The organism is Xanthomonas cannabis pv. cannabis (assembly GCF_000802365.1).
GTDB classification, from domain to species: Bacteria; Pseudomonadota; Gammaproteobacteria; order Xanthomonadales; family Xanthomonadaceae; genus Xanthomonas; species Xanthomonas cannabis.
This window is the reverse complement of the sequence record NZ_JSZE01000003.1, coordinates 1-16,341: the sequence shown is the minus strand read 5'-3', so window position 1 is coordinate 16,341 and position 16,341 is coordinate 1. Positions and strand designations below refer to the sequence as shown.

At 61.1% G+C, this 16,341-nt stretch carries 13 protein-coding genes and 1 pseudogene; 3 read left to right on the top strand and 11 right to left on the bottom strand.

The window, feature by feature from the left end; genetic code table 11:
- Positions 1-213: 213 nt before the first annotated feature.
- Both fabV and OZ10_RS22640 read left to right on the top strand, forming a co-directional pair.
- A complete protein-coding gene (gene fabV, locus OZ10_RS00700) occupies positions 214-1,422 on the top strand; it encodes an enoyl-ACP reductase FabV (RefSeq protein ID WP_039563661.1) in 1,209 nt (402 codons plus the stop codon).
- Positions 1,423-1,859: 437 nt separating this feature from the next.
- Positions 1,860-2,033, top strand: a complete 174-nt coding sequence (locus tag OZ10_RS22640; RefSeq protein ID WP_202902969.1) for a hypothetical protein — start codon at positions 1,860-1,862, stop codon at positions 2,031-2,033.
- 356 nt (positions 2,034-2,389) lie between these two features.
- On the opposite strand, the gene OZ10_RS00695 is transcribed toward OZ10_RS22640, so the two are convergent.
- The 11 genes from OZ10_RS00695 to OZ10_RS00645 form a co-directional block, all read right to left on the bottom strand.
- Positions 2,390-4,543 carry a peptidase domain-containing ABC transporter gene (locus OZ10_RS00695; protein WP_052209932.1) on the bottom strand — a complete coding sequence of 718 codons (2,154 nt, stop codon included), beginning with the start codon at positions 4,541-4,543 and terminating at the stop codon, positions 2,390-2,392.
- 544 nt (positions 4,544-5,087) lie between these two features.
- Positions 5,088-5,804, bottom strand: a complete 717-nt coding sequence (locus tag OZ10_RS00685) for an ABC transporter ATP-binding protein (RefSeq protein WP_052209931.1) — start codon at positions 5,802-5,804, stop codon at positions 5,088-5,090.
- Positions 5,776-7,038, bottom strand: a complete 1,263-nt coding sequence (locus OZ10_RS00680; protein ID WP_052209930.1) for an efflux RND transporter periplasmic adaptor subunit — start codon at positions 7,036-7,038, stop codon at positions 5,776-5,778. The genes OZ10_RS00685 and OZ10_RS00680 overlap by 29 nt, the downstream gene beginning before the upstream one ends.
- A gap of 6 nt (positions 7,039-7,044) precedes the next feature.
- Positions 7,045-7,500 carry an energy transducer TonB gene (locus OZ10_RS00675; RefSeq protein ID WP_052209929.1) on the bottom strand — a complete coding sequence of 152 codons (456 nt, stop codon included), beginning with the start codon at positions 7,498-7,500 and terminating at the stop codon, positions 7,045-7,047.
- Positions 7,501-7,628: 128 nt separating this feature from the next.
- Positions 7,629-8,819 (bottom strand): aKG-HExxH-type peptide beta-hydroxylase, encoded by a 1,191-nt coding sequence (locus OZ10_RS00670; RefSeq protein WP_039563660.1) that lies wholly within the window; start codon positions 8,817-8,819, stop codon positions 7,629-7,631.
- Positions 8,812-9,576 (bottom strand): prolyl hydroxylase family protein, encoded by a 765-nt coding sequence (locus tag OZ10_RS00665; RefSeq protein WP_081419199.1) that lies wholly within the window; start codon positions 9,574-9,576, stop codon positions 8,812-8,814. Before OZ10_RS00665 ends, OZ10_RS00670 begins: the two co-directional genes overlap by 8 nt.
- Positions 9,573-10,223, bottom strand: coding sequence for a hypothetical protein (locus OZ10_RS20330; protein WP_139051249.1), 651 nt, complete (start codon positions 10,221-10,223; stop codon positions 9,573-9,575). Before OZ10_RS20330 ends, OZ10_RS00665 begins: the two co-directional genes overlap by 4 nt.
- Positions 10,220-11,062: a 2OG-Fe(II) oxygenase gene (locus tag OZ10_RS00655; RefSeq protein ID WP_052209926.1), complete on the bottom strand. Its 843-nt coding sequence runs from the start codon at positions 11,060-11,062 to the stop codon at positions 10,220-10,222. Before OZ10_RS00655 ends, OZ10_RS20330 begins: the two co-directional genes overlap by 4 nt.
- Positions 11,055-12,239, bottom strand: a complete 1,185-nt coding sequence (locus tag OZ10_RS00650; protein WP_158002155.1) for a radical SAM protein — start codon at positions 12,237-12,239, stop codon at positions 11,055-11,057. Before OZ10_RS00650 ends, OZ10_RS00655 begins: the two co-directional genes overlap by 8 nt.
- Positions 12,240-12,343: 104 nt before the next feature.
- Complete coding sequence (locus OZ10_RS22470; RefSeq protein ID WP_158002154.1) at positions 12,344-12,508, bottom strand: hypothetical protein; 165 nt, start codon at positions 12,506-12,508, stop codon at positions 12,344-12,346.
- Between the two features lie 73 nt (positions 12,509-12,581).
- Complete coding sequence (locus OZ10_RS00645; RefSeq protein WP_267483799.1) at positions 12,582-15,059, bottom strand: ABC transporter permease; 2,478 nt, start codon at positions 15,057-15,059, stop codon at positions 12,582-12,584.
- Between the two features lie 287 nt (positions 15,060-15,346).
- On the opposite strand from OZ10_RS00645, the pseudogene OZ10_RS20450 reads away from it, so the two are divergent.
- Positions 15,347-16,285 (top strand): annotated as a pseudogene (locus OZ10_RS20450) (IS481 family transposase).
- Positions 16,286-16,341: the final 56 nt, after the last annotated feature.

Below are 16,341 nucleotides of genomic sequence, written 5' to 3'. Positions count from 1 at the left end.
CATGACGGTCGCAATTGCCCAACGTCGCGCTTTATGCACTGTGCGCGTGCACGGCGCGCCGCCGGTGCAGCGCGGTCGGTGCAAGTGGCCAGAAGCCGCTGGCATCGCCGCCAGGTGCGTCTCCATACAGCAGCGTGTGTTGTGCATCAGGCTGTTTCGCGCGCGCCACACGCACTAAGATGCCGCCAGCATCTTGCTGACCAGGAGTCCACGTTGATCATCCATCCCAAAGTGCGCGGTTTCATCTGCACCACCACGCATCCGCTTGGCTGCGAGCGCAATGTGCTCGAGCAGATCGCCGCCACGCGCGCGCGCGGCGTGCATCACGACGGCCCCAAGAAGGTGCTGGTGATCGGTGCGTCCAGCGGTTACGGCCTGGCCTCGCGCATCACCGCCGCGTTCGGCTTCGGTGCCGACACGCTGGGCGTGTTCTTCGAAAAGCCCGGCACCGCCACCAAGGCCGGTACCGCCGGCTGGTACAACTCGGCCGCGTTCGACAAGCATGCCAAGGCCGCCGGACTGTATAGCAAGTCGATCAACGGCGATGCGTTTTCGGACGCGGCGCGCGCGCAGGTGATCGAGCTGATCAAGACCGAAATGGGCGGGCAGGTCGATCTGGTGGTGTATTCGCTGGCCTCGCCGGTGCGCAAGCTGCCGGGCAGCGGTGAAGTCAAGCGCTCGGCGCTCAAGCCGATCGGCCAGACCTACACCGCCACCGCCATCGACACCAACAAGGACAGCATCATCCAGGCCTCGATCGAGCCGGCCAGCGCGCAGGAGATCGAAGACACCATCACCGTGATGGGTGGGCAGGATTGGGAACTGTGGATCGACGCGCTGGACGGCGCCGGCGTGCTCGCCGACGGCGCACGCAGCGTGGCCTTCAGCTATATCGGCACCGAGATCACCTGGCCGATCTACTGGCATGGCGCACTCGGCAAGGCCAAGGTGGATCTGGACCACACCGCGCAGCGCTTGAACGCGCGCCTGGCCCAGCGTGGTGGCGGCGCCAACGTGGCGGTGCTCAAGTCGGTGGTCACCCAGGCCAGCGCGGCCATCCCGGTGATGCCGCTGTACATCTCCATGGTCTACAAGATCATGAAGGAAAAGGGCCTGCACGAAGGCACCATCGAACAGCTCGACCGCCTGTTCCGCGAGCGCCTGTACCGCGAAGACGGCCAGCCGGCCGAGGTGGACGACGAAAACCGCCTGCGCCTGGACGACTGGGAACTGCGCGACGACGTGCAGGATGCCTGCAAGGCGCTGTGGCCGCAGGTCACCACCGAGAACCTGTTCCAGCTCACCGACTACGCCGGCTACAAGCACGAGTTCCTCAAGCTGTTCGGCTTCGAGCGCGACGATGTGGATTACGACGCCGATGTGGCGACGGATGTCAGCTTCGATTGCATCGAGTTGGGGTGAGGAATCGGGAATTGGGAATTGGGAATTGCAAGAGCATGGGTCCCTGATTCTTTGACTTTCCGGGCGCATAGAGGGGTAGAACGGCCGGCAGTGATGCCGGCTGTTTTTAGGGGTGGGCAGTGTTGGTTGGCTCCGCTGCGCGATGCGTTATCGAAGCGCGCTGATACGACGCGCCGCTGCAGTGTTTGCGTCGCGGCGTCCGGTGAGTTGATCGACGAGTCCTGTAACGCCGTCATTTGGTCAAAGCGACGGATGGCGCAACGTCGAACGGCCGTACCCTCATCCGCCCTTCGGGCACCTTCTCCCGACGGAAGAAGGATCGGTCCCGGTGTTTCCGCAATCTCAAGCGCGGCACACCTACAGTGTGGGTGCGCACCACGACGCCGCAACGCCGCCGCTCCGAATCCCTGACGACAACTCCCCAATCCCGGCACCTAATGGACAAACTGATCGCCCATCTCGTCCTGGCGGATCTCGTCAGCACCGTCTGCGCCGTGCTGATGCGCTTTATCCGTGTGCATGGCGCGCTGGAGGCCACCACCCATGTGGTCGCGCTCAGCGCGGCGATCAAGTGGATTACCGGGCGCCACCGGACACGCCGCCCGGTCTGAAGCGGCTGCTCACCCGCGCAACGCCGCAGCACTGCCGTGCAATTACCCGGAGGGATTCGAACCTTTGAAACAAGCCAATGATCTAAAAAGGAGTTGAGATCAATAAAGCTACAAAATGCCCCCATTAATGCCCCCCAAATTGCATGGACGCTGCGCTTGTCGCTGTACTCCGCATCGCTAAACGTCAACTCCATCGAAGTGGTCCGCTCAGGCCATTGATCGATTGTGTCAGATCAGGCTGCTTTGTTCAGACCTTCCCTTGGCACCGCACACGCCGTCACATGCAAGTAGTGGCCGAGCAGGCCATATAAGTGTGTATGCATCCACGGCAACCTGCCGCACGTGTACCTAGCAATCTAGTCCGATTGCGCCGATACAGAGTGCTCATTCCGTTCCAAACCTGAGCTGGCATTACGGTCTACTTCGTGCAACCTGCCTGCACGAAGCTCCAGTACCCGGTCTGCCGAGGCAATGGTCTCGGGTCGATGGGCAATGATGACGCGGGTTATTGTCAGCCGGGCCAAGGCAGCATTGACTTGCTGCTCGCGATGCACGTCAAGATGACTTGTGGCCTCGTCCAGCAGCAAAATGCGAGGCTTCTTGTAGAGGGCCCGCGCCAAGACGATCCGCTGCTTCTGGCCACCGGACAGCGAGGAACCCATGTCGCCGATCAGCGTGTAGTAGCCCATCGGCATCGCCACAATGTCCTCATGCACGCCTGCCAATCGTGCGACTTCCTCCGCACTGCCATCCGCCGGCCCATTGTCGAACATGCGGATGTTGTCCAGGATGGAACCATTGAAGAGTTGATCGTCCTGCATCACTGTGCCCACCATCGCACGCAACGCGTGCTTGCCGATTTGCTGCAGGGTCCGCCCACCGACGAGCACGGCACCCTGCTCGGCATCCAGCAGCCCGACAACCACCTTGATCAACGTCGTCTTGCCACAGCCCGAGGCGCCTGTGATTGCCACCGATTCTCCGTCTCGCACCTGCAGGTTGCAGTGGTCCAAAACCAATTCTTCACCGGAACCATAGCGGAATGAAACATCTCGCAACTCTAGTCCGTGATCCTTTGGCTGTGCGGGATCTTGGGCACGGAGCCCCTCTTCCGGCGTCTCTAGCACGATGTCGGCCAAACGCTCGGCGTGCAGATCCAGCATGCGAAACTCAGCTAGGTAGTCGGCCAGCGCTCCAGCACGGGTGGTGAACTGGTAACTGAACACGAAGAACGCGATCAGCATGCCCGCGGTCAGTGTCCCCTCAAGCACCATGGACGAACCAATCCACAGGATGAGGACACGCTGCAAGTTGAAGGCCACAAACTTGAACATGTCCAGCAGGATGGCCAACCGTTGTACTTCGATCTCCCGGTTCAGAGTGTCCACTGCCTTGTTGGCATACAGGCCTGCGTGGATCGCGCCACGGTTGTGTAGGCGGACGGCCTGCATTCCGCGCATCACCTCAAGGAAATGTGACTGCTGGAGCGCTTGCGACATCAAGTGTCCGTGCTGCGCCTCGCGCATCCAACCGAAGGACACCACCTTGGCCAACGTGTAGAGGCAGAAAGAAACCACCGTAATCACGGTCAACAGCGGCGAATACAGCAGCATGAGCGCCAGCGTCAGCAGCGCCATCACCCCATCAAGAAGGCCCTCGATGAAGCGGCTCGTCAACGTCTTCTGGATGTCGGCGATGGAGCTAAAGCGGTTCTGCAGGTCACCAAGTTGGCGGCGCTCGAAATAGCGCTGCGGCAACGATACCAAGTGGGTGAACACGTTGACACTCCACCCGTAATTCAGGCTGACTCCAAGCCGAGCGACGCACCAACTCCGCAACGCGCCGATGCTGGCGTGCAACACCATCATGATGAGGAAGCCCAAGCCCAGCAAATTCAGCAGGTCGCTGTCTTGGAAGGGCAGCGCAACGTCGGTGATCACCTGCACCAGCAACGGCGCCAACAGTGCCATCGTTTCCAGGCAAAGCGCCAATAACGCCAGCACGCCCAGAGAACGCTTGATGCCGCCCAGGTTGCCGGTTAACCGCAGGATCCCGACGCGTGCAGGACGCAACGGCGGCTTGAACTCTGCAATCGGCTCCAACTCCAGCGCGATACCGGTGAAATGCCGCGAAAATTCGGCGTGCGAGAGTTCGCGCCGGCCATGTACCGGGTCATGGATGACTACGCCATTGCGCCGACAGGCCCAAAGCACGACGTAGTGCTCCATGTCCCAATGAACGATGCATGGCATCCGCAGTTCCTGCAGGTCTTCAGGCTCAAGCCGAAGCGCCCGAGAACGCATGCCAAGCGCGGCACCGATTTCCATCAAATGGCTTAGTGTCGTGCCGTTGAGCGACAGCGGGAAGCGACGCCGCAGTTCCGATAGATCACTGTGCCGCCCGTGGTATGAGGCGATCATGACCATGCAGGCCAGACCGCATTCGATGGTCTCTGTCTGCAGGATGACCGGCAGGCGCCTGCGCCAACCAAAGCCAAGCACAGCGCTCATTGTGTCATCCCCCCAAACACCCAGCGGTACATGGGACGCCGCTGCGTCAGCAGACGGACATCAACGATCATCCCCGCGGAGAGATATCGGCCATCCGTGCGGTCTGCCGGCGACACATGTATCTCCACTCTGTACAGCCCTCTCTGCGGTCCATTTCTTGGCACCCTTGACACATCCGTGACTACGCCGCCGTCCCATTGCTGCGTGCCACGGGGTAGGGCTCGGTAATGCACACGGGCGGCCATGCCCGGAAGGATATCGGGCACGGCGGATTCGCTGACCCATGCCTGCACGGTGCCCTCTCTCCCGTTATGCGCCAGCACCTCGCCAGCGGCCGTCAGCGATCGCCCGTAAGGCAGTGACAGGCCAACGCTCAGCAGTAGAATGGTCGACGCAATGCCTGCGGCCACCAGCAGCCGCAAGGACCGCGGCGTAGCCATGCGAACCGCGCCAAGGGCATGCCGCGCGCTTCGGGCGGCCACGGCTTCTTCCCTGAAAACTCCCATCGCCCCTCCTTACTCTGCATCCATCAGGGAATAACGCATCAGCCGACGATGCGGCCATCGCTCATGTGCACGCAGCGCTGCGCCATGGCGGCGAAGTGTGCATCGTGCGTCACCATGCATAGCGTCACGCCTGCAGCGTGTAGTTCTTGGAGCATGTCCATCACCATCGCACCACTGCGCGAGTCCAAGTTGCCGGTGGGCTCGTCCGCCAACACGATCGAAGGCTCGCCCACCAGGGCGCGGGCAATGGCCACACGTTGCTGCTGCCCACCAGAAAGCTGCGCCGGCAGGTGCTTGGCGCGGTGCGCCATCTCCACCCGCTTCAGCGCCGCCATGCCGCGTTCGCACCGCTCCTTGCCTGGTACCCCTCCGCGAAGCTTCAGCGGCAGGGTGACGTTGTCCAGCACACTGAGGTCGCCGATCAAATTGAACGACTGGAAGATGTACCCGATGTGCCGGTTGCGCGTGCGTGCGCGGTCGGCCTCGAACATGTGCGCCACTTCCTGTCCGCGAAGCATGTAGCTGCCCGCCGTCGGCGTATCCAGAATGCCGAGAATGGACATCAGCGTGGACTTGCCGCAGCCGGATGGCCCCGTGATCGAGACGAACTCGCCAGAGGCGATGTCCAGTGCGACGTCGCACAACGCATGGGTGAGCGCCTCATCGGTCTGGAAGGTCCGCTGCAACCCTCGCAGGCGGATGACCGGTGACGCTCCGTTGGCTTGCTCAGTCCAGGCGCAGGCGGGACTGGTCATCGTAGGCACTCATATCGGAAAGGATGACGCGATCGCCCTGTTTCAATCCACCCTTGATCTCCACGAAACGACTGGATTCATGGCCGATCGTCACCGGCACGCGCTGTGCAATGTCGCCTTGCACCTTGAACAGCTGGGCTTGGCTATCGCGTTGCGCATTGACGGGAGTGCGTACGAACAACACGTCCGCCAAGCGCCCCAGCGTGATCGTGCCATCCACGGAGAGGTCGGGACGTGCGCCTGGCACCAGCGTGTCGCTAAACGCAATGCGTACCTTGACGGTTCCATCCACCACTTCCGGGTCGATGCGCGACAGGGTGCCGGCCATCTTGCCGTTGCGGGTATCGACCAAGGCGGCCTGGCCTGGCTGCAGGTCGCGGGCCTCGGTCTCGGGGATCCGCAGTTCAGCCTCCAGTTCTTGCGGGCGCGAGACGAGTGCCACCTTGGTTCCTTCGGGCACCTGCTGCCCTTCCTCCACCAGCACGCGCTGTACCACACCTTCCACGCCAGCCCGCACTCGCAGGGCGTCGACCTCCCGTCGGCGCAGATCCATTGTGTTTTTCAGCTGCGACACCCGCAACGTATCGGACTGCAGGCTCGCCTGCGCGTTTGCGTCGATCTCGGCCACGCGTGCCTTCTCGACCTGTTGACGGCTGATCAACTGCGCCAAGTCGATCTCAGTCTTCTGATACTGGATGCGGGGGATGACGTCTTTGTCCAGCGCCATCCGTTCGATCTTTTCCTGCGCCCGCGCAGCGGCCAGTTCGCTTTCCACCTTGCCCAACTCGGCGCGTGCCTGCAGCGACTGCACGCGCAACTCGGTTTGCTTGACCCGATGGTCCAGCACCGCAGCTTGGTACTGCATCTCGGCAGCAAGGTAATCATCTTGCACACGGCCATTGTGCAGTTCGAGGATCACGGTATCGGCTTTCACCCGGGTTCCGGGAAATACCACGATGCGTTCCACACGCACATCCGTTTCGGCCGTGAGCCAACGAGTATGACGTGGCACGAGGTTGCCCGTTCCGCGGACGCTGAGCAGCATCGGGCCCCGCTCCACCATACCGATCAGCACGTTCGAGCGCGGCACCACTGCGTCTTTGCGGCCAGCGACCAACACCACTACGGTGATCGCCGACAACACCGCGACGATTACGGACAACACGACGATGCGCTGACGCCTGCGCCGTGCGCCTCCCCCAACACGCTGCTCATCCATCTGCGGTACCGTCATGCCGCATCATTCGCCCCCACCCATGCGCACCGTGCCCTTGCCGTCACGCTGCTCGAAGATGAAGCGATAGGTGAGCGTTACCGGCTCGGCTCGCGAAGGCGACTCACCGCAACTGCCATATGTCGTGCGCTTGGTTTCCAGGTCCGGGAACAAGCAGCGCAATCCTGGCTCGAAACGCCACATCGCAACGGCCGAGCGGGCCGCCTGCAACATGAGGGGATCAAGCGAAGCACTCGTAGGGCAGCGCGGCGGCTGCTCCAGAGGCGTGCTCGCCGGTACCCGGCCGTCGGCTCCAACAACCACCTGCAAACAGACGGTGCTCGGCGGCAGGGCCTGTCCGAGCAGGGATGGAGGATATGCGGGGGGCTGATTGCCCTCATCCTCCAAAGGAGGAATGAACGACTCGTTATCGGCCAACACCATGCGATGGCTGACGACCAGTTCATCACTGATCTCGTTCATTCCGACCTGACCACCGCGCGCCGCAACGGGTGGCGGTTCGGCCGGCCCCACGCTGGCGCATCCGCCCAGGGCCAAAGTAAGACACACAGAAAGCACCACATCACGCATACGCAATAGACTCCTCGTAGTCACCCTTGGTGGGACAACACGCCACTTTCAATCACCGATGCCCTGAGCTGGGCCCACAGCCGCCTGCCGGCCTCAGTGAGGTTCGTGCACGCATCGAGCGCGCGCATGTAGTGGCTTTCAAACCAGATACGCTGCATGTCGCGCCGCCCCATTGCTGCTTTGTCTAGCCTGTTTGTACGTGCGAGATGCTGTTGGAAGAGTAGAACATTTCCCACCGCATGCGCACCTATGATCACCCGCCCCATGGTTTCATAACTTCGCTTGAGCGGTGAATAAAAGGCGGCTTCCTGGTCTTCGCGCAACAACGCGGCCACCATGAGGAACGCGGCCACGTACTGTCTGGAAGTCTCCTGCACGATCAGCTCAGCGCAATGCACCGGATCGTCCGGAGGGTCGAGTGCTAACAGACCGGGAAAGGCACTGCTGCCGTGGACTCTCGCGTCATTCAGCCCTGGCCCTGCAAGCAGCAGGTAGCCGGCAAGCCCACCCCGCACCCAACTGAGATGTTCACCGCCAGCGCTAGCGAGCAGCGCGTGTGCCGCCTCGACGCGCCGAACCGCGGCATCGATCGCCGCCTCATCCGCAACCGGGGGTAATGGCCCACGCTGCTGGTCAGGCCATGGAAAGCCATGCGAGGCATTGCTCACCCCTGTGCGAACGACGTAGAAGCCTTGGTCATGACCGATATGCCCCACTGGCCACGCACGCTGAATGCTGTCATTTTTGCAGAGCATCCACCTGCCTGCGTGTGCCTGGAATGCGTGTTTGCTGCGTGCATCCTGCACGAGCAGCACTTGCCCGTCGGCTTGTACGGACACAGTGCCTTCCACATCGATCAGGTAGCCATCCAGGAATACCCGCCCGGCGCCAGCCAGTTGCGCGCTGAACCGACCCTGCTGCCCGCATGCGAACGTCGCAATGGCCCACTGCAGTGCGCCCTGGCAAAGCGCAACCACTTGCTCTCCAGCCGACTCCACAAGTCCAATCTCAGGCCGCCAGGTCGCAGTCTCCGGCAGATCGAGTGCCTCAAGGGCTTCGGCTAGCTTCTCCTGACCTGCTCCGCGCAGGCGCGCTGACAGGCGCACCCGCGAAGCGGCCAACCGGGTGGCCGCAAGGACACCGATGATGTCCGGGGCGCTTGAATGGGTGGCACAGGCAAAATCTTCTGCCAGCAGACCCAACTCATCCATGCGATGACCCTTGCTCACATGCACTAAGCATTTCACTCGGCGGACGGCGGTGCATCAGCGACTCGCGAACGAAGAAGGTCGCCAACCATTTCTCACCCGCCAACACCGGGGCGCCCGCGTGCAGCGTCAACGAAGATGGATCGGGATGAGGGTAACCGAAATAAAGCGCCGAGCCGCACTGCGGAACCACATCGATCTCGACATCGGAGAACACGGTCGTTCCACCCGACTCTGGGACATTGAGGTAGAGAAGCATGCTGCCGATGCGATTGCCACCCCGCTGCAGCAGTGCCTCGGTAGCAGACAGGCCTATGTCGAAGTAGTCATGGTGCGGCACGAAGTCAGCCCCGGCACCGTAGCGCACCACTTGAATATGCTCCAGATGATCCACCGGCCATTCCAGCAGCGCCGCGATCCGTCGTTCGATGGCGGCCACCAGGGCAGACTCTCGCGGAGTGATGAATGTGCTCTGGCTGGTGCGGGTATAGCTGGCAATAGCGCTTGCGGCCCTGTCGCCTGTATTGATGATTTGCGAACGGGCCAAGCGCGGTCGCGCCAGTTCGATCAACGCAGCGCATTCGTCAGGGTCCAACACATCGTCCAGCAGGATGAGCCTGGGCGCACGCATCCTCGCTATCAGCCGTACACGGCGGCCGTCCAGCACGATGGAGCCATGACTGCGCCACAAGCCATCCCCAGGCTGTGCCTGCGACTGTGGCATTTCGCTCGGCGAGGGCCATACCGATGGAGAGTTCATGGCGTCTTCGCGACCTGCTCCGCAGCGACGGCGGCCCAGGTATTGTTCGGCCCGATGCTATTGCGTTCGTCGAACACCCGCTTGGCGTGCGGGCCACTGGCATCGACATAGTGAACAAACAACTGTAGCCAGTAGCCCCCCTCCAGCGGCTCACGCCAATGCGGAACGTCAATGCCGCGATAGAGCAGCATGTCTCCCACATCCAGCAATACTGGCTTGTCCTCACTTAGCGAATGCACCCAGACCGGCCAGATCGATGCACCGGAGTAGCCTAACGTGAGGGTGGCGCTGAACTCGCAAGCATCGCGATCGGTGTGCCGGGTCAGCGACGAACCACTTGTGTAGAAGCGCAGAAACGAATAAGTGGGCAGCAAACGTCGACCGGTCAGCCGCTCAAGTTCCGGCTGCAACTGAATGAGCATCGACTCGCCCAGCGCGTCGGCGTAACGCCCTAGCGACTGTGTAGGCTCGTCGTGCGTAAAGTAGTCCGTGCTATTGAGATGCAGCAGGGCATATCGCTCGAACAACTGGCACATCGCGGGGGGCAGCGCGCATGGAACGAGCAAGTGATCGCGACCTCCCAGGACATGGACGTCATCGACGGAGGATCCAGCGGAACGATTCAACTCGCTGATCCGGTCATTCATGCAATGGGCTCCATTGGGGTCATGCTCTGGGGTTGGTCGCGGAACCAGATCGTGGCGATCCACTTCTCGCCCAAAATTACCGGTGCGCCGCTATGCAGCGCCAGGTCCAACTCGCTGGCTGTGGGGAACGCGAAATGAACTGCGGTACCGAGGTTCGCGATAATTTCCAACTGAGGATCGGCAAACACCGTCTCCCCGCCTGCCTGCGGCGTATTGAGATAGACCAGCACCGTCGCTACGCGTTGTCCACGGCGCCCCAGATGCGCCGCCGATGACGGATCGCGTACATCGAAGTAGTCCTGATGATTCTCAACACCAGTGCCCGGCGTGTACCGAACCACTTGCACTGGCTCGGCGCAGCATGCATCGCGGCCTGCCAGAAGAGCTGCGCGCGCCTCAAGCGCACGCACCTCAGCGTTCTCGCCGGGGGCGAAGTACATGCTGTGGCTGGTGCGCGCACGCGACACGTGACCAGCACCATCTTTGGCGTCCACATCGACCACCTGAGACGGAAGCAGGCGAGCGACGGAAGCGTGGATAAGTGATCCTGCCTCGGCCTCGTTCACGAAATCCCGGACTACGGTGAGATCCGGCCGGCGACAGGAAAGCATCACGCGCACGGTACGGTCGCCGAGGTCACGAGACGACGCCAGGCTACCCCGCGAGCCGCCGGCATCCAAAGGTGCCCTGGAACCAGAGAGCGGCAACACGGCATCGCGAGCAGAAAAGCGATGAAAGCCACTGGCCACCAAAGTGGACATGGATTCCTCTGGATTGATGCCCGCAGCACGCTGCTCGGCCACCCACGCGTTGAGGCAACGATCCGGCTGCTCAGGCATGAGCCACCTCCACGACGGCGGCATTGGCATGGCGATCACCTTCCGCCAACGCGGCCTGGATGGTGTCGTACAGGCGCTTCAAGACACTGCAGTACACCGAGCGGTTGTTGAATCCGGCGTCACTGCTGAAGCGGTGTTCCAACTCGCCGCCCCGGCAGATCGCTTTGTGCCTGCAGCCCATGCACTGATCAGGCAAGGTTCGGTACGCGCGTTCGATCTCCCTCATGATCGGCTGGTTCATCCATTGGCGAAAGCTGGCGGTTCGCACGTTGAAATGCTGCTGCGTTCGAAACCATGCCAAGGCCGCCATGTAGGAGTCGTTCAATGCCATATCGCCGTCACTGTGGATGACCAGATTGACCGCCGACATATCCAATGCCACCCCACGGCGATGCAATGCAATCCGGTGCAGAACATCGCTGAACTGCTTCACGTAGACATTGTCCTGACCGGTCAGCAACCAACGCTCGAACATAAGGCACAGCGCGTCACCGAATCTGTCCATCTCCACGCTGTCTGCGCTGAGGCTATCCCAGCTATGGTCCGGCAACAGGAAGTTCAGCAACCCCACGCCCAGCGTATCCACGAAATGATCGTAGACGCGCCCATAGTCGAAATCGGGATTGAGTACCGCGATCAGGCTGATTGGCCGGATGTGTCCCTCCCGTGCGGCGCGCTGCAGCCGTTGCAGGGTGCGCTCGATCCGGTCGTAAGAACCGCGCCCTTTGTGATCGAGGCGATGAATATCGTTGTAGTCCCGAGGACCATCGAGGCTGACTCCTATGTGCACATCGAATTCGCGCGCGACCTCCAGCCAGTCATCTGACAGGTGCACGCCATTGGTCTGAGTGATGAGATGCAGCACGCCTACCCGGGGTCTCAGCTTTTCCACGATATCCGCGCACAACGCGCGGAACGCTCGAGGATTCATCAAGGTAGGCTCGCCCCCATGGAAGGCAATTGCCAGCTCACCGATGTCATAGTCCTCCGTTGCCTCGACCAGCCGCGCGATGGCTTGTCTCGAGACGTCGCTGCGAAGCAGCGCCGGTCGCTCATGTACATCGGAATAGGCGTCGGCATAGTAGTAGCAGTAATCGCAATTGAGATTGCATTTCTCCGACAGTTTCAGATTCACCACCAGCGAGGAAATACGGGGGCTTTCCGAAAGCACTTCCATGCGGCCACTCCAGCTGTCCGACCGGTACTCGTGTGAGAGACAGGCCGCTGCGCCATGTTTCTTGCGCATGCGGCGCCTACCGGCGCCGCATGCAGGTCAGTTCATCAAGCGATGTTCGGCTTGACCGGGGTCGGTGGGCCGACCTTCACGAATGCACCGGCAGCGGCGATATCGCGCGCCTCCGACTCCGTCAACACGCGCATGGCAAGCTTGCGTGCAGCTTCCTTACGATCGACAGCGATCTTCTTCTCATCATTGGACATGCTCATCTCAGCTCCTTCTTGAATGTTGCCTGGCCGGCAACGGGCATCCGTGGTGGCACGGAATTGATCAGGTCTTGGCTCATTCAGCACGCAGGGCCTCCATCGGCGACACTCGTGAGGCTTGTAACGCCGGTACGAGATTGGCTACCGCGCAGACTAGGCCGAACAACATCAGGACAATCAGCATCAACAGCGGATCGAAAGGATCGATACCGAACAACTTGTCCGAGAGCGATCGACCAACCAGCAGCGCAGCAGGCAGCGCGACCAGTGTGGCTGTGGCGTACAGGCGAGCACCCTCGGCGCCAACCAGGGCCAGCAAATGGCGACGATCCCCCCCCAACGCCAGGCGCACACCGAACTCGCGTGTACGGGATGCCACAGAGAAAGCAAGCAAGGCATATAGGCCCACAGCGGACAAAACCATAGCCACGCTCACCAACAGCTTGAGCATCATGTTCAAGCGCAGCGCATCGCCCAATGTCTCCTGCACGATCGCCTGCATGGTCCTGATCTCATGGAAGCGCAGGCCAGCGGCAGATCGTCGCAGCGGATGCTCCAACATCGGTCGGACTGCCGACAACGGCAGAGATGTGTTGACGATCACCGAAACGCTGTCGGCTGGCATGTCTGGAAGCGGCCAGGGCGTTTCCATGGGCCGATAGACAGTGGCATATTCGTCACGCGAACGAAGGGAGCGCTGGCGCGCGACGCCGACCACGCCGACAACCCGATGGTCCCGTAAGCCGTATGGCCCACTGACACTGACCAGACGACCCAACGGATCGCCGTCTCCCAAATAGCGACTTGCGAACGTGGCATCGACGATGATCGTTGGCGCGCCACCCCGCGTTTCATGAGCACGGAAGCCGCGTCCCTGCAGCAGCGGCAGACCCAGTGCCCGGAAATAGTTTTGGCTGACGAACACTTCGTAGGCGTTGATCTCCCTTGGACCACCGTCGCCATCCTTGATATGCATTGTCGCCAGTGACACGTTGTCGCCGAACGGAGCCGTGCTTGCCAAGGCGACCTCACGGATGCCCGGTGCATTTCCTACTTCATCCAGCCAAGCGGCCAGCGCTTGACGCAGCGGTCGGACATTTACGTCTATGGAGCGTCGGTCGGCACCCAACTGGCCGACCGATACCGGACCGCGGGCGAAGCCGATGTCTTCGGCGATGAGGTTGTCCGAGCTGCGGATCAGCAGTCCGGTGCCAAACACCAGCACCAGAGTGCAAGCGATCTGAGCGGCAACCAGATGACGACGCAATCGTGCCCCGCGGGCCGAGCCGGTCTGCCCATTGCCGCCCTGACGTAGCGACTGGGCCAAGTTCTGCCGCAGCAATCCCGCCGCAGCGATGGTCATGGCCGCGGCGATGACTGCCACCATGACCGCCATCGCGGCAACAGTCGGCAAATCCAGGCCTACATGCTGAGGCACATTGGCCGGGAGCATTCCCGCTCGCTGCAGAAAGCGCATGCCCGGCGCTAGCAACGCTAACGCACCCAATGCCCCCAGCATGGCCAGCGACAAGGCCTCGCAAGTAATCAGCGCCAAGTTTCGCGCACGCCTTGCGCCGAGCGCCTCCATCAGCGCGAACGTGTGCTGACGACGGATCACGCTGAGTGCGAAAAGATTGCACAAGTTTGCCGTGGTCACGGCGAACACCATCAGCGCGGCCAGCGACATCAACGTCAGAGTGAAGACCCGGTCGCCAACCCACAGAAAGCGCAAGGGACGGGCCGATGGAGTTGCTGCGACCTGCTCGACGATCCAGTCCAAGCGCCGGTCGGCCGCGAGCCTCCTGCGCATCTCCTGGGTGGCGTCGTCGCTGCTTTGCCCAGGCGCGAGACGGGCGATCGCTTTGAGGTCGCCGAACGATCCGGCCGCCTCGGCTGAGCGATCCTGCTCGCTGATCTTCATCGGCAGCCACAGGTGACGCTTCGCGTCCGGGAAGCCGCTGCCTTCGGGAACCACTCCAACAATCAGGCAAGGTGCGCCCGATACGTTCAGCAGCTCTCCTTCGGCAAAAGCACGACCGAATATTTGCGCATGGAAGTCGGCGCTTACCACAGCGCGGCAGGGCGCACCGATCCTCGTGTCGTCGGCGTTCAACAGGCGACCAGCGACCGGATGGATGCCTAGCAACGGAAATATGTCGGGGCTGACGGTGACCGCCGAGACACTGCCGATCATCCGTGCGGCATCGCTGTATAGGGTGGGTTCGGAGGTTTTGAAGGCCGCCATGCGCTGAAGGCTCTGCCCCGGGCTGCCCGCAGTTTCCAGGAAGGGAACCGACCAGCCCAAATCCAGCCCCAGGGTGTCTGAGCGCAATTGGAGCGTCACCAGACGATCGTCTACCGGAAAGGGCAGTTGCTTGACCAGTAGGCCATACATGAGCGCAAACATGGACGCGTTGAGCGCGATTGCAAGGGTTGCCAACGCTACGATGACCCACGCTTGCCGGGAGTGTGCCGTTGCCACAGTGGCCGAGCGTGCGCTCTTAACTAACAACTCCCATGCAATGGAAGCTAGGCTGGCATTTGTCCCGCGCATCCCACAGATAACACTACTTTGAACTTCCGTATCCATTGCAACCATCGCTCCAAGACTTCGTCGTAACTTGGGAACTCGTATTGGTAGCGCTATGCGGGCCAGACTACACGCAAAATTCCGATAAAGGCAATTCCTGCGAAAAAACAAGGCTCCGCGTTGAAATTGGGGATCGATATCTCGGTCGATTATGTCCTGACCTCCTCCCAAAAACTTAGACCAGCCATATCTATTTGTTTAATCCCAGGCTTTGATGGTGCACTCTTTTCCCTCTAATGGAAGGACGCGCTATAGGCCAGGTTCTACACGGGAGCACCCCCACGACTGAGGCGATCCGTCGAGCGATACAACATAGTCAAGAGAGCTTGAGGGCGCTTTCCAAACGCTACGGCATCAATCAAAAGACGGTGGCGAAGTGGAAGAAACGGACTCGGTGTCCGATTTGCCGACAGGGCCGACGCAGCCGTTTTTCACCGTATTGCCCGTTGCAGATGAGACGGCGATCGTTGCTTTTTTCGCCAGCACACCTTGCTGCCGTTGGATGACTGTCTCTATGCATTGCAGCCGAGCATCCCGCATCTGACGCGCTCATCACTGCACCGTTGCCTGCAACGGCATGGCATCTCGCGGCTGCCCGACAGCACGGCAGACAAACCCGCCAAGAAGAAGTTCAAAAGCTATCCGATTGGCTACTTCCACATTGATATCGCCCAGGTGCAGACGGTCGAGGGCAAGCTCCATCTGTTCGTCGCCATCGCCAGAACGTCCAAATTTACACTCACCGAGCTCCATCTCTCGGCCGACAAGCTGACTGCAGCTCAGTTCCTGCGCAATATCATCCAGGCTGTGCCCTTCACCCTGCATACGGTTCTGACGGATAACGGCATCCACTTCACCAACCGCCACTCCGACCGCTATGCCTTCACGCATATCTTCAGTCGCGTCTGCAAACAGCATGGCATCGAATACCCCTTGACCCTGGATCAACAGACAGGTCGAGCGGATGAATCGGACCATCAAAGAAGCCAAGGTCAAACGCTTCCACTACGACGATCACGCGCAACTGCGAGAAAACCTGGACACCTTCATCGACGCCTACAACTTCGCGCGCAGGCTCAAAGCCCTTGAGGGACTGACACTATACGAATTCATCTGAAAACAGTGGACATCCGAGCCCGAGCGGTTCAAGGATCGATCCGATCCATCTAATGCCGGGACTGAACACCTAGGGCGTGTCATCAATTGAGCAAGATGACGGAGGCGATCCAGTAGATCGCTCCAAGGA

What these genes read in the sequence shown, in the direction of transcription:
- OZ10_RS22640 (WP_202902969.1), top strand. Translation starts at nt 1,860, where the DNA reads ATGGACAAACTGATCGCCCATCTCGTCCTGGCGGATCTCGTCAGCACC.
- OZ10_RS00695 (WP_052209932.1), bottom strand. Translation starts at nt 4,543, where the DNA reads ATGAGCGCTGTGCTTGGCTTTGGTTGGCGCAGGCGCCTGCCGGTCATC.
- OZ10_RS00685 (WP_052209931.1), bottom strand. Translation starts at nt 5,804, where the DNA reads ATGACCAGTCCCGCCTGCGCCTGGACTGAGCAAGCCAACGGAGCGTCA.
- OZ10_RS00680 (WP_052209930.1), bottom strand. Translation starts at nt 7,038, where the DNA reads ATGACGGTACCGCAGATGGATGAGCAGCGTGTTGGGGGAGGCGCACGG.
- OZ10_RS00675 (WP_052209929.1), bottom strand. Translation starts at nt 7,500, where the DNA reads ATGAACGAGATCAGTGATGAACTGGTCGTCAGCCATCGCATGGTGTTG.
- OZ10_RS00670 (WP_039563660.1), bottom strand. Translation starts at nt 8,819, where the DNA reads ATGGATGAGTTGGGTCTGCTGGCAGAAGATTTTGCCTGTGCCACCCAT.
- OZ10_RS00665 (WP_081419199.1), bottom strand. Translation starts at nt 9,576, where the DNA reads ATGAACTCTCCATCGGTATGGCCCTCGCCGAGCGAAATGCCACAGTCG.
- OZ10_RS20330 (WP_139051249.1), bottom strand. Translation starts at nt 10,223, where the DNA reads ATGAATGACCGGATCAGCGAGTTGAATCGTTCCGCTGGATCCTCCGTC.
- OZ10_RS00655 (WP_052209926.1), bottom strand. Translation starts at nt 11,062, where the DNA reads ATGCCTGAGCAGCCGGATCGTTGCCTCAACGCGTGGGTGGCCGAGCAG.
- OZ10_RS00650 (WP_158002155.1), bottom strand. Translation starts at nt 12,239, where the DNA reads ATGGAAGTGCTTTCGGAAAGCCCCCGTATTTCCTCGCTGGTGGTGAAT.
- OZ10_RS22470 (WP_158002154.1), bottom strand. Translation starts at nt 12,508, where the DNA reads ATGAGCATGTCCAATGATGAGAAGAAGATCGCTGTCGATCGTAAGGAA.
- OZ10_RS00645 (WP_267483799.1), bottom strand. Translation starts at nt 15,059, where the DNA reads ATGCGCGGGACAAATGCCAGCCTAGCTTCCATTGCATGGGAGTTGTTA.